The sequence below is a fragment of the Pseudomonas sp. COR18 genome (assembly GCF_048568395.1).
Classification (GTDB): domain Bacteria; phylum Pseudomonadota; class Gammaproteobacteria; order Pseudomonadales; family Pseudomonadaceae; genus Aquipseudomonas; species Aquipseudomonas fuscovaginae_B.
In genome coordinates this window covers 3,012,005-3,029,582 of the sequence record NZ_CP183808.1, presented here as the reverse complement: position 1 = coordinate 3,029,582, position 17,578 = coordinate 3,012,005, and the positions used below count along the sequence as shown (strand labels likewise).

Genomic DNA, 17,578 nt, shown 5'->3' with positions numbered 1-17,578 from the left:
CCACACACTCTTTCCAAGGATCCTTCATGAGCAAGAATCGAATCACCTTCATCGGCGCCGGCAACATGGCAGCCAGCCTGATCGGCGGTCTGCGTGCCGAAGGCCTGGACGCCGCCCTGATTCGCGCCAGCGATCCGGGCGCCGAGACCCGTGCGCGGGTGGCGGCCGAACACGGCATCGACGTGTTCGCCGACAACGCCGAGGCCGTCCAGGGCGCGGACGTGGTGGTGCTGGCGGTCAAGCCACAGGCCATGAAGGCCGTGTGCGAGGCCTTGCGCCCCAGCCTCAGGCCCAACCAGCTTGTGGTGTCGATTGCCGCCGGCATCACCTGTGCCAGCCTGAACAACTGGCTCGGCGAACAACCGGTGGTGCGCTGCATGCCCAACACCCCGTCGCTGCTGCGCAAAGGCGTCAGCGGCCTGTACGCCACCCACCAGGTGTCGGACGAACAGCGCCAGCAGGCACAGACCCTGCTGTCGGCCGTCGGCTCGGCCCTGTGGCTGGATGAAGAACAGCAGCTGGACGCGGTCACCGCAGTATCCGGCAGCGGCCCGGCCTATTTCTTTCTGCTCATCGAGGCCATGACCGCCGCCGGCGAGAAACTCGGCCTGCCACGTGAAATCGCCACCCAACTGAGCCAGCAGACCGCCCTGGGCGCCGCCCACATGGCCGTCGCCAGCGACGTGGATGCCGCCGAACTGCGCCGTCGGGTGACTTCCCCGGCCGGCACCACCGAAGCGGCGATCAAGACCTTCCAGGCCGGCGGCTTCGAAGCCCTGGTAGACAAGGCGCTCGCCGCCGCCGCCCAGCGTTCGGCCGAAATGGCCGAGCAGCTCGGTCAGTAACTTTCGGGGGAATACTGATGTTTGCACTCAATAGCGCTGCCATCTTCGTCATCCAGACCCTGGGCAGCCTTTATCTGCTGGTGGTTCTGTTGCGTTTCATCCTGCAACTGGTACGGGCCAACTTCTACAACCCGCTCTGCCAGTTCACCGTCAAGGCCACTCAACCGCTGCTCAAGCCGATGCGCCGGGTGATTCCGAGCCTGTTCGGCCTGGACATGTCGTCGCTGGTGCTGGCGATCATCGTGCAGATGCTGCTGATGGCGGTGATCCTGCTGCTCAGCTACGGCGTGGCCGGCAATATCGCCTACCTGCTGATCTGGGCGATCATCGGCGTCACCTCGCTGTTCCTCAAGGTGTTCTTCTTCGCCATGATCATCAGCGTGATTCTCTCCTGGGTCGCCCCGAGCAGCCATAGCCCGGCGGCCGAGCTGGTGTACCAGATCAGCGAGCCGGTGCTGGCGCCGTTCCGCAAGATCGTGCCGAACCTGGGCGGGCTGGATATCTCGCCGATCCTGGCATTCCTGGTGATCCAGCTGCTGCAGAGCTATGTGATCCCGCCGCTGGCGGTGATGAGCGGCATGCCTGAAGTGCTGTTCCGCCTGATCTGACGCAACCCCTGTGGGAGCGGGCTGGCCCGCGAAGCTTTCAGCGGCCTCAAGGGCCCATCCGCGGGCAAGCCCGCTCCCACAGTCTGGACTGCCCCAAGGGTTGGATGGGGATCCAGCTTCCTGGGAGCAGTCCACTCCAGGCTTCTGTTTTTGCGCAAATCGCCACCTGGTCGGGCCTTTGCTTGCCGCTGATCCCCCCGCTCATTAGACTTACGCCTCATTCAAGCGTGAGCAGGGTCGATGTCCACAGTCTTTCCCCACGATTCCGTCGGGCTGGTCGTGCCGCAAACGGCACACTTCAGCGAGCCCCTGGCCCTGGCCTGTGGTCGCTCCCTGCCGGCCTACGATCTGATCTACGAAACCTACGGCACCCTCAACGCCACGGCGAGCAACGCGGTGCTGATCTGCCACGCCCTGTCCGGCCACCATCACGCGGCGGGCTATCACAGCCCGGACGACCGCAAGCCCGGCTGGTGGGACAGCTGCATCGGCCCCGGCAAACCGATCGACACCCACAAGTTCTTCGTGGTCAGCCTGAACAACCTCGGCGGCTGCAACGGCTCCACCGGCCCGAGCAGCATCAACCCGGAGACCGGCAAGCCCTTCGGCGCCGACTTTCCGGTGCTGACCGTGGAAGACTGGGTGCACAGCCAGGCCCGCCTCGCCGATCGCCTGGGCATCGGCCAGTGGGCAGCGGTGGTCGGCGGCAGCCTCGGCGGCATGCAGGCCATGCAGTGGACCATCACCTACCCGGATCGCGTGCGCCACTGCGTGGCGATCGCTTCGGCGCCCAAGCTGTCGGCGCAGAACATCGCCTTCAACGAAGTGGCGCGCCAGGCGATCCTCACCGACCCCGAATTCCACGGTGGCTCGTTCCAGGAACATAACGTGATTCCCAAGCGTGGGCTGATGCTGGCGCGGATGGTCGGGCATATCACCTACCTGTCCGACGACTCCATGGGCGAGAAATTCGGCCGCGGACTCAAGAGCGACAAGCTCAACTACGATTTCCACAGCGTCGAGTTCCAGGTCGAAAGCTACCTGCGCTACCAGGGCGAGGAATTCTCCGGACGCTTCGACGCCAACACCTACCTGGTGATGACCAAGGCCCTGGACTACTTCGACCCGGCGGCGAACTTCGACAACGACCTGGCGAAGACCTTCGCCGGTGCCAAGGCCAGCTTCTGCGTGATGTCCTTCACCACCGACTGGCGCTTCTCCCCGGCCCGCTCGCGGGAAGTGGTGGATGCGCTGATGGCCGCGCGCAAGGACGTCTGCTACCTGGAAATCGACGCCCCCCAAGGCCACGACGCCTTCCTGATCCCGATCCCGCGTTACTTGCAGGCGTTCGGCCATTACATGAACCGGATTACGCTGTGAGGACGCCATGAGAGCCGACCTGGAAATCATCCAAGACTGGATCCCCGCCGGCAGCCGCGTGCTCGACCTCGGTTGCGGCGACGGTGAGCTGCTGAGCTGGCTGCGCGACAACAAGCAGGTCACCGGCTACGGCCTGGAAAACGACGCCGACAACATCGCCGCCTGCGTGGCCAAGGGTATCAACGTCATCGAGCAGGACCTGGACAAGGGCCTGGGCAACTTCGCCAGCAACAGCTTCGATATCGTGGTCATGACCCAGGCCCTGCAGGCCGTGCACTACCCGGACAAGATCCTCGACGAAATGCTCCGGGTCGGCCGCCAGTGCATCATCACCTTCCCCAACTTCGGTCACTGGCGCTGCCGCTGGTACCTGGCGAGCAAGGGCCGCATGCCGGTCTCGGAATTCCTGCCGTACACCTGGTACAACACCCCCAACATCCACTTCTGCACCTTCGAGGACTTCGAGGAACTGTGCCGCGAGCGCCAGGCCAAGGTCATTGATCGACTTGCCGTGGATCAACAGCACCGCCACGGGTGGGCCAGTAAGCTATGGCCTAATCTGTTGGGAGAGATCGGCATCTACCGCGTCAGCAGCCCCGGCCTGCAGGAACATCGGATCGCGGTATAAATCACCTGAGTGCGAGGAGGATGATCATGGGACGTCTGGCGGTTTTCCTGTTGAGTGCCTGCCTGGGGGTGTCGGCGATGGCCGCCGACGCCATCAAGGGCGAGCGCCAGGAAGTGTTCGGTGACATCACCGTGCACTACAACACGTTCAATTCCACCTACCTGCAACCGGACATCGCCAAGGCGACCGAACTGGTGCGCAGCAAGAACCAGGGCGTGATCAACGTCGCGGTGCTCAAGGCCGGCAAGCCGGTGGTGGCGCAGGTCAGCGGTGCCGTCAAGGACCTGACCAACAAGAGCCTGCCACTGACCTTCAAGCAGATCACCGAGCAGGGCGCGATCTACTACATCGCCCAGTTTCCGGTACCCCAGCAGGAAAACCGTACTTTCGAGATCGCGGTCACCAGCGGCGGGCAAACCAATACCTTCAGCTTCAACCAAGAGCTTTTCCCAGGCGAATGATGAATTTCACCCAGTTGGTACTGGCCAGCCATAACGCTGGCAAACTCAAGGAACTGCAGGCGATGCTCGGCGAGTCGGTGCACCTGCGCTCGATCGGCGAGTTCAGCAGCGTCGAGCCGGAGGAAACCGGCCTGTCGTTCGTCGAGAACGCCATCCTCAAGGCCCGCAACGCCGCACGCATCTCCGGCCTGCCGGCACTGGCCGACGACTCGGGCCTGGCGGTGGATTTCCTCGGCGGCGCGCCGGGCATCTATTCGGCCCGCTACGCCGATGGCAAGGGCGATGCGGCGAACAACGCCAAGCTGCTCGAAGCGCTCAAGGACGTTCCCGAGGCGGAGCGCGGTGCGCAGTTCGTCTGCGTACTGGCGCTGGTCCGGCATGCCGACGACCCGCTGCCGATCCTTTGCGAAGGCCTCTGGCATGGTCGCATCCTCACCGCCGCCAGCGGCGAACACGGTTTCGGCTACGACCCGCTGTTCTGGGTACCGGAGCGCGACTGCTCCAGCGCCGAACTGAGCCCTGTGGAAAAGAACCAGCTCAGCCATCGCGCCCGCGCCATGGTCCTGCTACGGCAACGCCTGGGCCTGCAATGACCCGGACCGCTCCCGCGCTGCCGCTGATCCACGGCGGTGCGCAACCTCCTCGGGCGGCCTTGCCGCAGTTGCCGCCCCTGGCGCTGTACATCCATATCCCCTGGTGCGTGCGCAAGTGCCCCTACTGCGACTTCAACTCCCATGCCGCCAGCCCCGTGCTGCCGGAAGAAGAGTATGTCGACGCGTTGCTGGCCGACCTCGAACAGGACCTGCCGGCCGCCTATGGCCGCGAGCTGAGTTCGATTTTCTTCGGCGGCGGCACGCCCAGCCTGTTCAGCCCCCAGGCGCTGGGGCGGTTGCTCAGGGGCGTCGAGGCGCGCATCCCGTTCGCCAGCGACATCGAGATCACCCTGGAGGCCAACCCCGGCACCTTCGAGCAGGAGAAGTTCACCGCCTACCGGCAGTTGGGCATCAATCGCCTGTCGATCGGCATCCAGAGCTTCCAGGAAGACAAGCTCAAGGCCTTGGGCCGCATCCACACCGGCGGTGAAGCCGTGCGGGCGGCGGACATGGCACGCCAGGCCGGCTTCGACAACTTCAACCTGGACCTGATGCACGGCCTGCCCGACCAGTCCCTGGAGGACGCCTTGGGCGACCTGCGCCAGGCCATCGCGCTGAAACCGACGCACCTGTCCTGGTACCAACTGACCCTGGAACCGAACACGGTGTTCTGGAATCAGCCGCCGACGCTGCCGGAAGACGACACCCTGTGGGACATCCAGGAAGCCGGCCAGGCCCTGCTGGCCGAGCACGGCTACGCCCAGTACGAGGTGTCGGCCTACGCCCAGCCCGGCCGGGCCGCGCGGCACAACCTGAACTACTGGAGCTTCGGTGACTTCATCGGTATCGGCGCCGGCGCCCACGGCAAGCTCAGCCATCCGGACGGACGTATCGTGCGCACCTGGAAGACCCGCCTGCCGAAGGATTACCTGAACCCTGCCAAGAACTTCCAGGCCGGGGAGAAGGCACTGGAGAACGACGAGCTGCCGTTCGAGTTCCTGATGAACGCCCTGCGGCTGACCGAGGGTGTCGACGCGGCCTTGTTCGCGCAACGCACCGGGCTTGCTCTCGACAGCTTGAACGAAGGGCGGGCCGAAGCCGAACAAAGCGGCCTGTTGCAGGTCGAACCGACACGTCTGGTGGCGACCGCGCGCGGACAGCTGTTTCTCAATGACCTGCTGCAACACTTTTTGACCTAAGGAAACCCCATGGACCTGATACTCGGCCTGCTTGCCACGGTATCGCGCTGGAGCCGCAGCAACCTCTCGGAAATTTCCCTGGCGCTGGTGGGATGCCTGCTGGTGTTGTTCGGGGCAGATCTCAAGGCCTGGGTCGACCAGCGCCTGGGCAGTATTGCCGGCGCGCTGCGCGTACCGCTGATGGCCCTGTTGTGCATGATCGGCAGCGGCCTGGCGCTGATCTACGCCACGCCCTGGGTGGTACGGGGGCTGAGCCAGTTCAACAACTACAGCCTGGCGCCGGTGCTGCTGGTGGTGTTGATCCTGATCGGGGTGGTGGCGGACCGGCGTTGACGAGAAAGCACCGAAACCTGTAGGAGCTTGGCTTGCCAGCGAAGCCTTTGGCGGTCTTGCGGACGCCTTCGCGGGCAAGCCCCGCTCCTACAGAAAGGTGTCGTACTCGATTCCGCTGACACCTCGCATCTGTAGGATGCAGGGCCTGCCAGCGAAGCCTTTGGCGGCCTTGCGGACATCTTCGCGGGCAAGCCCCGCTCCTACAGAAAGGCGTCGTACTCGATTCCGCTGACACCTCGCATCTGCAGGATGCAGGGCCTGCCAGCGAAGCCTTTGGCGGCCTTGCGGACGTCTTCGCGGGCAAGCCCTGCTCCTACAGGGGGCGTCGTCTCCCGATTCCGTTGATACCCTGGCATCTGTAGGATGCTGGGGGTGTCAACGAAGCTTTTGGCGATCAGGCCAGCTTTTCGAACTTCAGGTCCCACACACCATGCCCCAGGCGCTCACCGCGGCGCTCGAACTTGGTGATCGGCCGCTCGGCCGGGCGCGGTACGCATTTGCCGTCTTCGGCCAGGTTGCGATAACCCGGCGCGACATTCATCACTTCCAGCATGTACTCGGCATACGGTTCCCAGTCGGTAGCCATGTGCAGGACACCGCCGACCTTCAGCTTGCTGCGCACCAGTTCGGCGAAGGACGCCTGGACGATACGGCGCTTGTGGTGCCGGCTCTTGTGCCACGGATCGGGGAAGAACAGCATCAGCCGGTCCAGGCTGTTGTCCGCCACGCAACGGTTCAGCACTTCGATCGCGTCGCAATCATAGACGCGGATGTTCTTCAGGCCCTGGGTCAGCACGCCGTTGAGCAGCGCACCGACACCCGGACGGTGCACTTCGACACCGATGAAATCCTGCTCCGGCGCCGCAGCCGCCATCTCCAGCAGGGAATGGCCCATGCCGAAGCCGATTTCCAGCGAGCGCGGCGCACTGCGGCCGAACACCTGGTCGAAATCCACCGGCGCGTCGGCCAACGGCAGGATGAACAGCGGCCCACCCTGCTCCAGGCCCTTCTGCTGGCCTTCGGTCATGCGCCCGGCACGCATCACGAAACTCTTGATGCGGCGGTGTTGGCGCTCTTCGCCTGCTTCCGTGTGGATTGGCGTTTCGTTCGATTCAGTCATCAAAGGCTCTTACTTGATCAGACCATCCAGCGGCGAGGACGCGCTGGCATAGAGTTTTTTCGGCATGCGCCCGGCGAGGTAGGCCAGGCGACCGGCGACGATGGCGTGCTTCATCGCCTCGGCCATCAGGATCGGTTGCTGGGCATGGGCGATGGCCGAGTTCATCAGCACGGCCTCGCAGCCCAGTTCCATGGCGATGGTGGCGTCGGACGCGGTACCCACGCCGGCATCCACCAGCACCGGGATCTTCGCCTCCTCGAGGATGATCTGCAGGTTGTACGGGTTGCAGATACCCAGGCCGGTGCCGATCAGGCCGGCCAGCGGCATGACCGCGATGCAGCCGATTTCCGCCAGCTGGCGGGCGATGATCGGGTCGTCGCTGGTGTAGACCATCACGTCGAAACCTTCCTTGACCAGCACTTCGGCGGCCTTGAGGGTTTCGATCACATTGGGGAACAGGGTCTTCTGGTCGGCCAGCACTTCCAGCTTGACCAGGTTGTGCCCGTCGAGCAGCTCGCGGGCCAGACGGCAGGTGCGCACGGCCTCGATCGCGTCATAGCAACCGGCGGTGTTCGGCAGGATGGTGTAGCGATCCGGCGGCAGCACGTCCAGCAGGTTCGGCTCACCCGGGTTCTGGCCCAGGTTGGTGCGACGCACCGCGACGGTGACGATCTCGGCCCCCGAGGCCTCGATGGCCAGGCGGGTTTCTTCCATGTCGCGGTATTTGCCGGTGCCGACCAGCAGGCGGGACTGGTAGGTACGGCCGGCCAGCACGAAAGGCTTGTCGCTGCGAACAGTGCTCATGCACACATCCTCTTGAAAGGTTCAGGGCTTGCTGGGGTGGATCAGGGCGCGGGAGCGGACTAGCCGCCGCCGATGGCGTGTACCACTTCGACCTGATCGCCTTCACGCAGGGCGGTTTCGGCGTGCTGACTGCGCGGGACGATATCCAGGTTCAGTTCCACCGCCACCCGCCGCCCGACCAGGTCAAGCCGGGCCAGCAACGCCGCGACGGTTTCGCCGTCGGGCAGTTCATAGGATTCGCCGTTCAATTGAATGCGCATGCGCCGGGCTGCCATCATTTTTAGGGGCCAATATTCTAGCCCGATCAGTCCGGGCGACCCAAGCCATTCGTCTTGAAGCGGGCTGCGCGGTCAGCTCAGGCGCCAGGCGGCCAGCCCCAGGCAGAACCAGCCGGCGAGAAAGGCCAGGCCGCCGAACGGGGTGATGATGCCCAGTTTGCTGACGCCGCTGAGGGTCAGCAGGTACAGGCTGCCGGAGAACAGCAGGATGCCGACGGTGAACGCCGAACCGGCCCAGGTCACCAGGCGGCCCGGAACATGGGCGGCCAGCAGCGCCACGCCGAACAGCGCCAGGGCATGGACCAACTGATAGGTGACGCCGGTATGGAAGATCGCCAGGTAGTCGGCGCTCAGGCGGTTTTTCAGGCCATGGGCGGCGAAGGCGCCAAGGCCGACACCGGTGAAACCGAAAAACGCGGCGAGCAGCAGGAACACACGCAACATGACGCACTCCATTCAGGGGACACAGGGTCTGTATAATGGCCCGCTCCTACGCCCCGGCCAAGCCATCTCTATGTTGCAGCCTTTGTTCCGCCGCCTTCTCACCGCCCTGAAGTGGTTCGCCATCGCCAGCGTGCTGCTGGTGCTGTTGTTCCGTTGGGTACCGCCACCGGGCACGGCACTGATGGTCGAGCGCAAGATCGAGTCGTGGACCGACGGCCAGCCGATCGACCTGCAACGGACCTGGAAGCCCTGGGACCAGATCAGCGACGAACTCAAGGTAGCGGTCATGGCCGGCGAGGACCAGAAGTTTCCCGAACACTGGGGTTTCGACTTCGACGCGATCCAGGCGGCCTTCCTGCACAACGAGCGCGGCGGCTCGATCCGCGGTGCCAGCACCCTCAGCCAACAGGTGTCGAAGAACCTGTTCCTCTGGTCCGGCCGCAGTTATCTGCGCAAGGGGCTGGAGGCCTGGTTCACCGTGCTGATCGAGACGCTGTGGCCCAAGCAGCGGATTCTCGAGGTGTACCTGAACAGCGTCGAGTGGGATGAAGGCGTGTTCGGCGCGGAAGCGGCGGCGCGACATCATTTCGGGGTCAGCGCGGCGGCCTTGTCGCGTCAGCAGGCAAGTCTGCTGGCAGCGGTGCTGCCCAACCCGCGGGAATGGAGTGCCAGCCACCCGAGCACCTATGTGGCGCGGCGGGCGGGGTGGATTCGCCAGCAGATGAGTCAGTTGGGTGGAACCGGGTATCTGGCGGGGCTGAACGATTCGCGCCGGTCGCCCTGGGCGCTGTAGCCTGGTTACCGGGGTGGCGGGTCAGGTCCCTTCGCGGGCAAGCCCGCGAATAGGCCTTCAAACGCACCACTTGGCCCAACCTCTGGCCCAAACGAAAACGCCCCGATCAACTCGGGGCGTTTTTCATTGCAGCGAACGCTTAGGCGGCAATCGACAGCTTCAGCTTGTTCATCGCACTCTTTTCCAGCTGGCGGATACGCTCGGCCGAAACGTTGTACTTCTGCGCCAGGTCGTGCAGCGTGGCCTTCTCTTCCGCCAGCCAGCGCTGGTAGAGGATGTCACGGCTGCGCTCATCCAGCACTTCCAGGGCCTCGTGCAGGTTGCTGTTGGAGTTTTCACTCCAGTCGGCATCCTCCAGCTGGCGCGCCGGGTCGTAGCGGTGGTCTTCCAGGTAGTTGGCCGGAGACTGGAATGCGCTGTCGTCGTCGGCTTCCGCCGCCGGGTCGAACGCCATGTCCTGGCCGGTCAGCCGGCTTTCCATCTCGCGCACTTCACGTGGCTCGACGCCAAGGCTTTCCGCCACACGGTGGACTTCCTCGTTGTTCAGCCAGGCCAGACGCTTCTTCTGGCTGCGCAGGTTGAAGAACAGCTTGCGCTGGGCCTTGGTGGTCGCGACCTTGACGATCCGCCAGTTGCGCAGGATGAACTCGTGGATTTCCGCCTTGATCCAGTGCACGGCGAACGACACCAGGCGCACACCCATTTCCGGGTTGAAACGCTTCACGGCCTTCATCAGGCCGACGTTGCCTTCCTGGATCAAGTCAGCCTGGGCCAGGCCGTAGCCGGAATAGCTACGGGCGATATGGACGACAAAACGCAGGTGGGCCAGCACCATTTGCCGAGCGGCCTCAAGATCCTGCTGATAGTAGAGACTCTCGGCCAGTTCACGCTCCTGCTCCGGCGACAACAGCGGAATGCTGTTCACCGTATTGACGTAGGCCTCCAGGTTCGCACCCGGGACCAGCGCATAGGCAGGTTGCAAAGAAGTGGTCATACGAAAAAACCTCCGACTCACAGACTCGTGCAGTGAAGCACTGCGAAAATTGACCGGGAACCGCTGAACAAGTTCCTTTAATCGCCACTACGGTCAATACCAACAAAAACACATTAATTTGACATTAATTACTTCGGTGCCAGCTCCCGCAGGTGCCGCGCCACCGCAATCCACGCACCGATATACCCCAACAGCACCGCGCCAAGCAAGAGCGACAGACCATCGGCAACCGGGACACCGGCCAGGGCGAAATCGCTGCCGTAGAGCCCCGCGAGCCCGACCACCGCCTCGTTGAGCCAGTTCAGCCCGAACGCCAGCACGCCCCAGGACAGAATCCCGGCGCCAAAGCCATAAAGCGCGCCCATGTACAGAAACGGCCTACGCACGTAGCTATCGGTGCCGCCCACCAGTTTAATCACTTCTATCTCGGTGCGGCGGTTTTCAATATGAAGACGAATGGTATTGCCTATCACCAAAAGTAATGCGGAAACCAGCAGCACCGTCAGGCCGAAGACGAACCGGTCGCCGAGCTTGAGGATCGCCGCCAGGCGCTCGACCCAGACCAGGTCCAACTGTGCCTGCTGCACCTTGGGCAACTCGGCCAGGCGCTGACGCAAGGCTTCCAGGGTCGGCTTGTCGACTTCGTTCGGCGTCACCAGCACCACGCCCGGCAGCGGGTTCTGCGGCAGCTCCTTGAGCGCCTCGCCCAGCCCGGACTGCTGCTGGAACTCGTCCAGGGCCTTTTCCTTGCTGATGAATTCGGCATCGGCCACGCCCGGCATGGCCTTGACCTGCTCGCTCAGGCTCTCGCCTTCGCTCGGGCTGGCGTCCAGTTGCAGGTACAGCGAGATCTGCGCCGCCCGCTGCCAGGAGCCGCCCAGGCGCTCGATGTTGTTCAGCAGCAGCGACAGGCCCATCGGCAGGCTCAAGGCCACCGCCATCACCATGCAGGTGAAGAAACTGCCGATCGGATGCTTGCCCAACCGGCGCAGACTGTCCGCCAGGCTGGCCCGGTGGCTTTCGATCCAGGCGCGCAGCAGGGTGCCGAAGTCCGGACCATCGTCCTCGTCGCGCCTTTTCTTCGGTGGTGGTGCTTCGGAGGCCTTTGGAGCCACGCGCTCAGCCACTTTCGGACTACGGGTCGCACTCATGCGCCAGCCTCCCCATCGCCGATCAATCGGCCGCGTTGCAAGGTCAGCATGCGATGGCGCATGCGGGCGATCAGGGCCAGGTCGTGGCTGGCGATCAGGACGCTGGTGCCGAGGCGGTTGATGTCCTCGAACACCCCCATGATCTCCGCCGCCAGGCGCGGGTCGAGGTTACCGGTCGGTTCGTCCGCCAGCAGCAACGCCGGGCGGTGAACGATGGCCCGGGCGATACCGACACGCTGCTGCTGACCGGTGGACAGGTCGCCGGGGTACAGCTCGGCCTTGTCCGACAGGGCCACACGCTCCAGCGCGGAGTCCACGCGCTTGGCGATCTCGACCTTGGACAGGCCGAGAATCTGCAGCGGCAGGGCGACGTTGTTGAACACCGTACGATCGAACAGCAACTGGTGGTTCTGGAACACCACGCCGATCTGCCGGCGCAGGAACGGAATCTGCGCGTTGCTGATCTGCCCCAGGTCCTGGCCGGCCAGCAGCAGCTTGCCGGAGGTCGGCCGCTCCATCGCCAGCAACAGGCGCAACAGGGTGCTTTTACCGGCACCGGAGTGGCCGGTGACAAACAGGAACTCGCCACGACGGACGCGAAAGCTCAGCTCATGCAAGCCGACGTGTCCGTTCGGATAGCGCTTACCGACCTGTTCGAAACGAATCATGAACGCTCCCGCTCGGCAAAAAGTGCCTGGACAAAGGGTTCGGCCTCGAAGGTGCGCAGATCGTCGATGCCTTCGCCCACCCCGATATAACGGATCGGCACGCCGAACTGCTTGGCCAGGGCGAAGATCACCCCACCCTTGGCGGTGCCATCGAGCTTGGTCAGCGCCAGACCGGTCAGTTGGACCGTCTGGTTGAATTGCTTGGCCTGATTGATCGCGTTCTGCCCGGTGCCGGCATCCAGCACCAGCAACACCTCGTGCGGCGCCTGCTCATCGAGCTTGCCGATCACCCGACGGACCTTCTTCAGCTCTTCCATCAGGTTGTCCTTGGTGTGCAGGCGACCGGCGGTATCGGCGATCAGCACGTCGATGCCACGGGCCTTGGCCGCCTGCACCGCGTCGAAGATCACCGAAGCCGAGTCGGCACCGGTGTGCTGGGCAATCACCGGGATATGGTTGCGCTCGCCCCAGACCTGCAACTGCTCCACCGCCGCGGCCCGGAAGGTATCGCCGGCGGCCAGCATGACCTTCTTGCCTTCGAGCTGCAGCTTCTTGGCCAGCTTGCCGATGGTGGTGGTCTTGCCGGCACCGTTGACGCCAACCACCAGGATGACGTACGGCTTGTGCTGCGAGTCGATCCGCAGCGGCTGCTCGACCGGCTTGAGCATCGCCGCCAGCTCTTCCTGCAGGGATTTGTACAGCGCGTCGCTGTCGGTCAACTGCTTGCGCGCGACCTTCTGGGTCAGGCTGCGGATGATCACGCCGGTGGCCTCGACGCCAACGTCGGCGGTCAGCAGGCGGGTTTCCAACTCTTCGAGCAGGTCATCGTCGATGGCCTTCTTGCCGAGGAACAGGCTGGCCATGCCTTCGCCGATGCTGGCGCTGGTCTTGGACAGGCCCTGCTTGAGGCGGGCGAAGAAGCCGGTCTTGGCCTCTGGAGCTGCCGGCTTGGCGGGCTCCGCCACAGCCGGCTCGACAACAGCGGCCGGAGCGGGCTCCTGCACAACGGGAGCGACCGGCGCAGGCGCCTCGACTACGACCGGTGCAGGTGCAGGTGCAGGTGCAGGTGCAGCCTCGGCGATCCGAGGCGCGGGCGCGACAGGTTCAGCCACCGGCGGAATCGGCGGGACGACCGGTTCGGCCTGGACATCCTCGACCAGCGCCACCGGTTCTTCAGCCACGGGCAGCGGCGGCCAGGGCGTCGATGGCGCGGGTGCCTCGGCAACCGGCTGCTCACGCACCGGCTCGGCGCTCACGGGTGCCTCGACAGCCACCGGGGCCGGCTCGACGACGGGCGTCGGCACGACTTCGGGCTGAACCTGCGGCTGTTCGACGACGGTTTCCTGCGGCTTTTTGCGCAGCCATCCGAACAGGCCTTTTTTCTCGCCAGCCGCAGCTGGAGTCTTCTTGTCGTCGTTGGAACCAAACATGGAGGACGGCTATCTCAAGGTAGCGACGCGCCATGGGCACGCCGGCAAATAATATTCGATGCAGAACAGACTGCGATTTAACCCGCTTGTTCACGCGCAACATTTTGTCGAGAAGATCAAACTTCTCTGAAGTCAGACGCCAAACGAAGATCTGGAACGGCAAAATCGGCGAAAACACCACGATCTGCAGTGGCAGAGCGCAGGTTTCGGCCGGTGACCCATACAGCCTTTCCGGGCCTGGCGCGCAGCACAGGGACCGGATAGACGTGGCCGCCAGTAAAACGGATCAGTATCCTAGCACCTCCTCGCCCGCCGACGCTAAACCAAGCGGGCAGTCCTACAGGTTTAAGAACGAATGAATGCTCTAGCCCGCCGCGCCGCCGGCCTGTTGCTCAGCACGCTTTGTCTGCCGCTCGCGGCCTTCGCCGCCGACCCGCAACCGACCCACGAATTCACCCTCGACAACGGCCTGAAGGTCGTGGTCCGCGAAGACCACCGCGCCCCCGTGGTGGTTTCGCAGGTCTGGTACAAGGTCGGTTCGAGCTATGAAACCCCGGGCCAGACCGGCCTCTCCCATGCCCTGGAGCACATGATGTTCAAGGGCAGCGAGAAGGTCGGCCCAGGCGAGGCCTCGCTGATCCTGCGCGACCTGGGCGCCGAGGAAAACGCCTTCACCAGCGACGACTACACCGCCTACTACCAGGTCCTGGCCCGCGACCGCCTGGGCGTGGCCTTCGAACTGGAAGCCGACCGCATGGCCAGCCTGCGCCTGCCGGCCGACGAGTTCAGCCGCGAGATCGAGGTGATCAAGGAAGAGCGCCGCCTGCGTACCGAGGACAAGCCGATGGGCAAGGCCTTCGAGCGCTTCAAGGCGATGGCCTACCCGGCCAGCGGCTACCACACGCCGACCATCGGCTGGATGGCCGACCTGGACCGCATGAAGGTCGAGGAACTGCGCCACTGGTACCAGTCCTGGTACGTGCCGAACAACGCCACCCTGGTGGTGGTCGGCGATGTCACCCCGGACGAGGTGAAGAACCTGGCGCAGCGCTACTTCGGCGCAATCCCCCGGCGCGACACGCCACCGGCGAAGATTCCGCGCGAGCTGGACGAACCCGGCGAGCGGCAAATCACCCTGCACGTGAAGACCCAGTTGCCGAGCCTGATGCTCGGGTTCAACGTGCCGAGCATCGCCACCGCCCAGGACCCGCGTTCGGTCAATGCCCTGCGCCTGATTGCCGCGCTGCTCGACGGTGGCTACAGCGCCCGCCTTTCCTCACAGCTGGAGCGTGGCGAGGAACTGATCTCCGGCGGTTCGGCCAGCTACAACGCCTACACCCGTGGCGACAGCCTGTTCACCTTGTCGGCAATGCCGAACGTACAGAAGAAGAAAACCCTGGCCAACGCCGAGGCCGGTCTGTGGCGCCTGCTGGACCAGCTCAAGACCAAGCCGCCGACCGCCGAGGAGCTTGAACGCGTGCGTGCCCAGGTCATCGCCGGGCTGGTCTACGAGCGTGACTCGATCACCAGCCAGGCCACCGCCATCGGCCAGCTGGAAACCGTCGGCCTGTCCTGGAAGCTGATGGACAGCGAACTGGCCGACCTGCAGAGCGTGACCCCGGAGGACATCCAGAAGGCCGCCCGCACCTACTTCACCCGCGAACGTCTCAGCGTCGCCCATGTACTGCCCGAGGAGACCCGCCCATGAGCAAGGGTTCGCGCTTCACCCTGCCCGGCCTGGCCCTGATCGTCGCCGCCGGCAGTTTCGGCCTGCCCCTGCTGGGTCTGACAAGTGCCCAGGCCGGCCAGGCCCTGGAAGAGGCCAAGTCGAGCCACAAGCTGCAGTCGCTGGCCGAACTGGACGACAAGGCGCCGGCCCGGCGCAGCCTGAACGTACAGACCTGGAACACCGCCGAAGGCGCCCGGGTGCTGTTCGTCGAGGCCCATGAACTGCCGATGTTCGACCTGCGCCTGACCTTCGCCGCCGGCAGCAGCCAGGACGGCAAGACCCCGGGCCTGGCCACCCTGACCAACGCCATGCTCAACGAAGGCGTGGCCGGCAAGGACGTCGGCGCCATCGCCCAGGGCTTCGAAGGCCTTGGCGCGGATTTCGGCAACGGTTCCTACAAGGACATGGCGATCGCCTCGCTGCGCAGCCTCAGTGCCGCCGACAAACGCGAGCCGGCCCTGAAGCTGTTCGCCCAGGTGGTCGGAAAGCCGACCTTCCCGGCCGATTCCCTGGCCCGGATCAAGAACCAGCTGCTGGCCGGCTTCGAGTTCCAGAAGCAGAACCCCGGCAAGCTGGCGAGCCTGGACCTGTCCCAGCGCCTGTACGGCGATCACCCCTACGGTCACCCCAGCGAAGGCACGGCCAAGAGCATCCCGCCAATCACCGTCGCCCAACTGCGCGCCTTCCACACCAAGGCCTACGCCGCCGGCAACGTGGTGATCGCGCTGGTCGGCGACCTCTCGCGCAGCGAAGCCGAAGCCCTGACCGCCCAGGTCTCGGCCGCCCTGCCAAAAGGGCCGGCACTGCCGAAAATCGCCCTGGCCAAGGACCCGCAACCGAGCAGCGGGCATATCGAGTTCCCGTCCAAGCAGACCACCATCCTGCTGGCCCAGATGGGCATCGACCGGGCCGATCCCGACTATGCCGCGCTGTCCCTGGGCAACCAGATCCTTGGCGGTGGCGGTTTCGGTACCCGGCTGATGAGCGAGGTGCGGGAAAAACGCGGCCTGACCTACGGTATCTACTCCGGTTTCAGCCCGATGCAGGCGCGCGGCCCGTTCATGATCAACCTGCAGACCCGCGCCGAAATGAGCGAAGGCACGCAGAAACTGGTCGAGGACGTGCTGGCCGAGTACCTCAAGTCCGGCCCGACCCAGAAGGAACTCGACGACGCCAAGCGCGAGATGGCCGGCAGCTTTCCGCTGTCCACCGCCAGCAACAGCGATATCGTTGGCCAGTTGGGTGCCATGGGTTTCTACAACCTGCCGCTGAACTATCTTGAAGACTTCATGCAGCAGACCCAGGCGCTGACCGTCGAACAGGTCAAGGCCGCCATGGACAAACACCTGAGCGTCGACAAGATGATCGTCGTCACCGCAGGCCCGACGGTACCGCAAAAGCCGTTGCCGCCGCCGACAGACAAACCCGCCGAGCAGCCGCTCGGGGTTCCGGAGCACTAATGGCCAGCCCATCGCGTCCCAGCAAGAAACCCGCACCGTCGCACAACGGCGTGAACAAACTGCGCATCATCGGCGGCGAATGGCGCAGCCGCCGCCTGACCTTCCCCGATGTCCAGGGGCTGCGCCCAACCCCGGACCGGGTGCGCGAAACGCTGTTCAACTGGCTGGCACCCTACGTCGCCGGCGCCAGGGTACTCGACCCGTTCGCCGGCAGCGGCGCGCTGTTCCTCGAGGCGCTGTCCCGTGGCGCGGCCATGGGCCAGGCGCTGGATGCCAGCCATGTCGCCGTGTCCAGCCTGCGCGAGCACCTGGGCACCCTGCGCTGCACCGTCGGCCAGGTGCAGACCGCCGATGCTCTGCGCTACCTGGAGACCCAGCCGGCCAGCGCGTTCGACCTGGTGTTCCTCGACCCGCCGTTCAACCAGAACCTGCTGCCGGGTGTCTGCGCGCTGCTGGAAGAGCGCCAGTGGCTGGCCGACGATGCCTGGGTCTACACCGAAAGCGAAACCGCACCCTCGACCCTCGGCCTGCCAGGCAACTGGCGCCTGCACCGCGAGCAGAAGTCCGGGCAGGTGTACTATGCGCTATGGCAACGCAGCGCCCCGGCCGCCGGCTGACCGATCGACCGGGTGCGCCGCCTGGCGCACCCACGACGAGACA

The 17,578-nt window shown here is 64.7% G+C and carries 20 protein-coding genes; 12 read left to right on the top strand and 8 right to left on the bottom strand.

All coding sequences use genetic code 11. The annotated features are described in order from the left end of the window. Positions 1-26: 26 nt before the first annotated feature. From proC to ACM62G_RS13895, 8 genes are all read left to right on the top strand, one after another. Complete coding sequence (gene proC / locus ACM62G_RS13930; protein ID WP_419737340.1) at positions 27-845, top strand: pyrroline-5-carboxylate reductase; 819 nt, start codon at positions 27-29, stop codon at positions 843-845. Between the two features lie 17 nt (positions 846-862). After that, entirely contained in the window at positions 863-1,453 is a 591-nt protein-coding gene (locus ACM62G_RS13925) for a YggT family protein (protein ID WP_054058065.1), read from the top strand. 240 nt (positions 1,454-1,693) lie between these two features. Next, positions 1,694-2,833, top strand: coding sequence for a homoserine O-succinyltransferase MetX (metX, locus tag ACM62G_RS13920; protein ID WP_419737339.1), 1,140 nt, complete (start codon positions 1,694-1,696; stop codon positions 2,831-2,833). A 7-nt stretch (positions 2,834-2,840) separates the two neighbouring features. Beyond that, positions 2,841-3,461 carry a methionine biosynthesis protein MetW gene (gene metW / locus ACM62G_RS13915; RefSeq protein WP_054058063.1) on the top strand — a complete coding sequence of 207 codons (621 nt, stop codon included), beginning with the start codon at positions 2,841-2,843 and terminating at the stop codon, positions 3,459-3,461. A gap of 26 nt (positions 3,462-3,487) precedes the next feature. Then, positions 3,488-3,922 carry a DUF4426 domain-containing protein gene (locus ACM62G_RS13910; RefSeq protein WP_054058062.1) on the top strand — a complete coding sequence of 145 codons (435 nt, stop codon included), beginning with the start codon at positions 3,488-3,490 and terminating at the stop codon, positions 3,920-3,922. Further along, positions 3,919-4,515: an RdgB/HAM1 family non-canonical purine NTP pyrophosphatase gene (gene rdgB, locus ACM62G_RS13905; protein WP_054058061.1), complete on the top strand. Its 597-nt coding sequence runs from the start codon at positions 3,919-3,921 to the stop codon at positions 4,513-4,515. The genes ACM62G_RS13910 and rdgB overlap by 4 nt, the downstream gene beginning before the upstream one ends. Next, entirely contained in the window at positions 4,512-5,714 is a 1,203-nt protein-coding gene (hemW, locus tag ACM62G_RS13900) for a radical SAM family heme chaperone HemW (protein ID WP_273825209.1), read from the top strand. The genes rdgB and hemW overlap by 4 nt, the downstream gene beginning before the upstream one ends. 9 nt (positions 5,715-5,723) lie before the next feature. Further along, complete coding sequence (locus ACM62G_RS13895) at positions 5,724-6,047, top strand: DUF3392 domain-containing protein (RefSeq protein WP_010444939.1); 324 nt, start codon at positions 5,724-5,726, stop codon at positions 6,045-6,047. 394 nt (positions 6,048-6,441) lie between these two features. Here the strand turns inward: ACM62G_RS13895 and trmB are convergent, their stop codons facing one another. The 4 genes from trmB to ACM62G_RS13875 form a co-directional block, all read right to left on the bottom strand. Next, positions 6,442-7,167, bottom strand: coding sequence for a tRNA (guanosine(46)-N7)-methyltransferase TrmB (gene trmB, locus ACM62G_RS13890; RefSeq protein WP_273823330.1), 726 nt, complete (start codon positions 7,165-7,167; stop codon positions 6,442-6,444). 9 nt (positions 7,168-7,176) lie between these two features. Next, a complete protein-coding gene (locus ACM62G_RS13885) occupies positions 7,177-7,971 on the bottom strand; it encodes a thiazole synthase (protein WP_017903470.1) in 795 nt (264 codons plus the stop codon). A gap of 59 nt (positions 7,972-8,030) precedes the next feature. Continuing rightward, positions 8,031-8,231, bottom strand: coding sequence for a sulfur carrier protein ThiS (thiS, locus tag ACM62G_RS13880; RefSeq protein WP_054058057.1), 201 nt, complete (start codon positions 8,229-8,231; stop codon positions 8,031-8,033). Positions 8,232-8,321: 90 nt separating this feature from the next. After that, positions 8,322-8,693: a DUF423 domain-containing protein gene (locus ACM62G_RS13875; protein WP_273823329.1), complete on the bottom strand. Its 372-nt coding sequence runs from the start codon at positions 8,691-8,693 to the stop codon at positions 8,322-8,324. A gap of 70 nt (positions 8,694-8,763) precedes the next feature. Between ACM62G_RS13875 and mtgA the strand changes: the two genes are divergently transcribed. Further along, positions 8,764-9,486, top strand: a complete 723-nt coding sequence (mtgA, locus tag ACM62G_RS13870; protein WP_054058055.1) for a monofunctional biosynthetic peptidoglycan transglycosylase — start codon at positions 8,764-8,766, stop codon at positions 9,484-9,486. Between the two features lie 139 nt (positions 9,487-9,625). Here the strand turns inward: mtgA and rpoH are convergent, their stop codons facing one another. The 4 genes from rpoH to ftsY form a co-directional block, all read right to left on the bottom strand. Beyond that, entirely contained in the window at positions 9,626-10,480 is an 855-nt protein-coding gene (gene rpoH / locus ACM62G_RS13865) for an RNA polymerase sigma factor RpoH (RefSeq protein WP_010444950.1), read from the bottom strand. A 128-nt stretch (positions 10,481-10,608) separates the two neighbouring features. Next, entirely contained in the window at positions 10,609-11,631 is a 1,023-nt protein-coding gene (ftsX, locus tag ACM62G_RS13860) for a permease-like cell division protein FtsX (RefSeq protein WP_054058054.1), read from the bottom strand. Next, positions 11,628-12,299 (bottom strand): cell division ATP-binding protein FtsE, encoded by a 672-nt coding sequence (ftsE, locus tag ACM62G_RS13855; protein ID WP_054058053.1) that lies wholly within the window; start codon positions 12,297-12,299, stop codon positions 11,628-11,630. The genes ftsX and ftsE overlap by 4 nt, the downstream gene beginning before the upstream one ends. Further along, positions 12,296-13,729: a signal recognition particle-docking protein FtsY gene (ftsY, locus tag ACM62G_RS13850; RefSeq protein ID WP_419737338.1), complete on the bottom strand. Its 1,434-nt coding sequence runs from the start codon at positions 13,727-13,729 to the stop codon at positions 12,296-12,298. Before ftsY ends, ftsE begins: the two co-directional genes overlap by 4 nt. 355 nt (positions 13,730-14,084) lie before the next feature. On the opposite strand from ftsY, the gene ACM62G_RS13845 reads away from it, so the two are divergent. Genes ACM62G_RS13845 through rsmD form a run of 3 tightly spaced genes read left to right on the top strand, consistent with a single transcriptional unit; the run spans position 14,085 to position 17,535 of the window. Then, positions 14,085-15,437 carry a M16 family metallopeptidase gene (locus ACM62G_RS13845; RefSeq protein WP_054058408.1) on the top strand — a complete coding sequence of 451 codons (1,353 nt, stop codon included), beginning with the start codon at positions 14,085-14,087 and terminating at the stop codon, positions 15,435-15,437. After that, positions 15,434-16,918, top strand: coding sequence for a M16 family metallopeptidase (locus ACM62G_RS13840; RefSeq protein WP_419737337.1), 1,485 nt, complete (start codon positions 15,434-15,436; stop codon positions 16,916-16,918). Before ACM62G_RS13845 ends, ACM62G_RS13840 begins: the two co-directional genes overlap by 4 nt. Next, on the top strand, positions 16,918-17,535 hold the full coding sequence (rsmD, locus tag ACM62G_RS13835) for a 16S rRNA (guanine(966)-N(2))-methyltransferase RsmD (RefSeq protein WP_273823325.1): 618 nt from the start codon (positions 16,918-16,920) through the stop codon (positions 17,533-17,535). The genes ACM62G_RS13840 and rsmD overlap by 1 nt, the downstream gene beginning before the upstream one ends. The last annotated feature ends 43 nt before the right edge of the window (positions 17,536-17,578 follow it).

Coding starts and splice junctions, on each gene's coding strand:
- proC (WP_419737340.1), top strand. CDS start 27: ATGAGCAAGAATCGAATCACCTTCATCGGCGCCGGCAACATGGCAGCC.
- ACM62G_RS13925 (WP_054058065.1), top strand. CDS start 863: ATGTTTGCACTCAATAGCGCTGCCATCTTCGTCATCCAGACCCTGGGC.
- metX (WP_419737339.1), top strand. CDS start 1,694: ATGTCCACAGTCTTTCCCCACGATTCCGTCGGGCTGGTCGTGCCGCAA.
- metW (WP_054058063.1), top strand. CDS start 2,841: ATGAGAGCCGACCTGGAAATCATCCAAGACTGGATCCCCGCCGGCAGC.
- ACM62G_RS13910 (WP_054058062.1), top strand. CDS start 3,488: ATGGGACGTCTGGCGGTTTTCCTGTTGAGTGCCTGCCTGGGGGTGTCG.
- rdgB (WP_054058061.1), top strand. CDS start 3,919: ATGATGAATTTCACCCAGTTGGTACTGGCCAGCCATAACGCTGGCAAA.
- hemW (WP_273825209.1), top strand. CDS start 4,512: ATGACCCGGACCGCTCCCGCGCTGCCGCTGATCCACGGCGGTGCGCAA.
- ACM62G_RS13895 (WP_010444939.1), top strand. CDS start 5,724: ATGGACCTGATACTCGGCCTGCTTGCCACGGTATCGCGCTGGAGCCGC.
- trmB (WP_273823330.1), bottom strand. CDS start 7,167: ATGACTGAATCGAACGAAACGCCAATCCACACGGAAGCAGGCGAAGAG.
- ACM62G_RS13885 (WP_017903470.1), bottom strand. CDS start 7,971: ATGAGCACTGTTCGCAGCGACAAGCCTTTCGTGCTGGCCGGCCGTACC.
- thiS (WP_054058057.1), bottom strand. CDS start 8,231: ATGCGCATTCAATTGAACGGCGAATCCTATGAACTGCCCGACGGCGAA.
- ACM62G_RS13875 (WP_273823329.1), bottom strand. CDS start 8,693: ATGTTGCGTGTGTTCCTGCTGCTCGCCGCGTTTTTCGGTTTCACCGGT.
- mtgA (WP_054058055.1), top strand. CDS start 8,764: ATGTTGCAGCCTTTGTTCCGCCGCCTTCTCACCGCCCTGAAGTGGTTC.
- rpoH (WP_010444950.1), bottom strand. CDS start 10,480: ATGACCACTTCTTTGCAACCTGCCTATGCGCTGGTCCCGGGTGCGAAC.
- ftsX (WP_054058054.1), bottom strand. CDS start 11,631: ATGAGTGCGACCCGTAGTCCGAAAGTGGCTGAGCGCGTGGCTCCAAAG.
- ftsE (WP_054058053.1), bottom strand. CDS start 12,299: ATGATTCGTTTCGAACAGGTCGGTAAGCGCTATCCGAACGGACACGTC.
- ftsY (WP_419737338.1), bottom strand. CDS start 13,729: ATGTTTGGTTCCAACGACGACAAGAAGACTCCAGCTGCGGCTGGCGAG.
- ACM62G_RS13845 (WP_054058408.1), top strand. CDS start 14,085: ATGAATGCTCTAGCCCGCCGCGCCGCCGGCCTGTTGCTCAGCACGCTT.
- ACM62G_RS13840 (WP_419737337.1), top strand. CDS start 15,434: ATGAGCAAGGGTTCGCGCTTCACCCTGCCCGGCCTGGCCCTGATCGTC.
- rsmD (WP_273823325.1), top strand. CDS start 16,918: ATGGCCAGCCCATCGCGTCCCAGCAAGAAACCCGCACCGTCGCACAAC.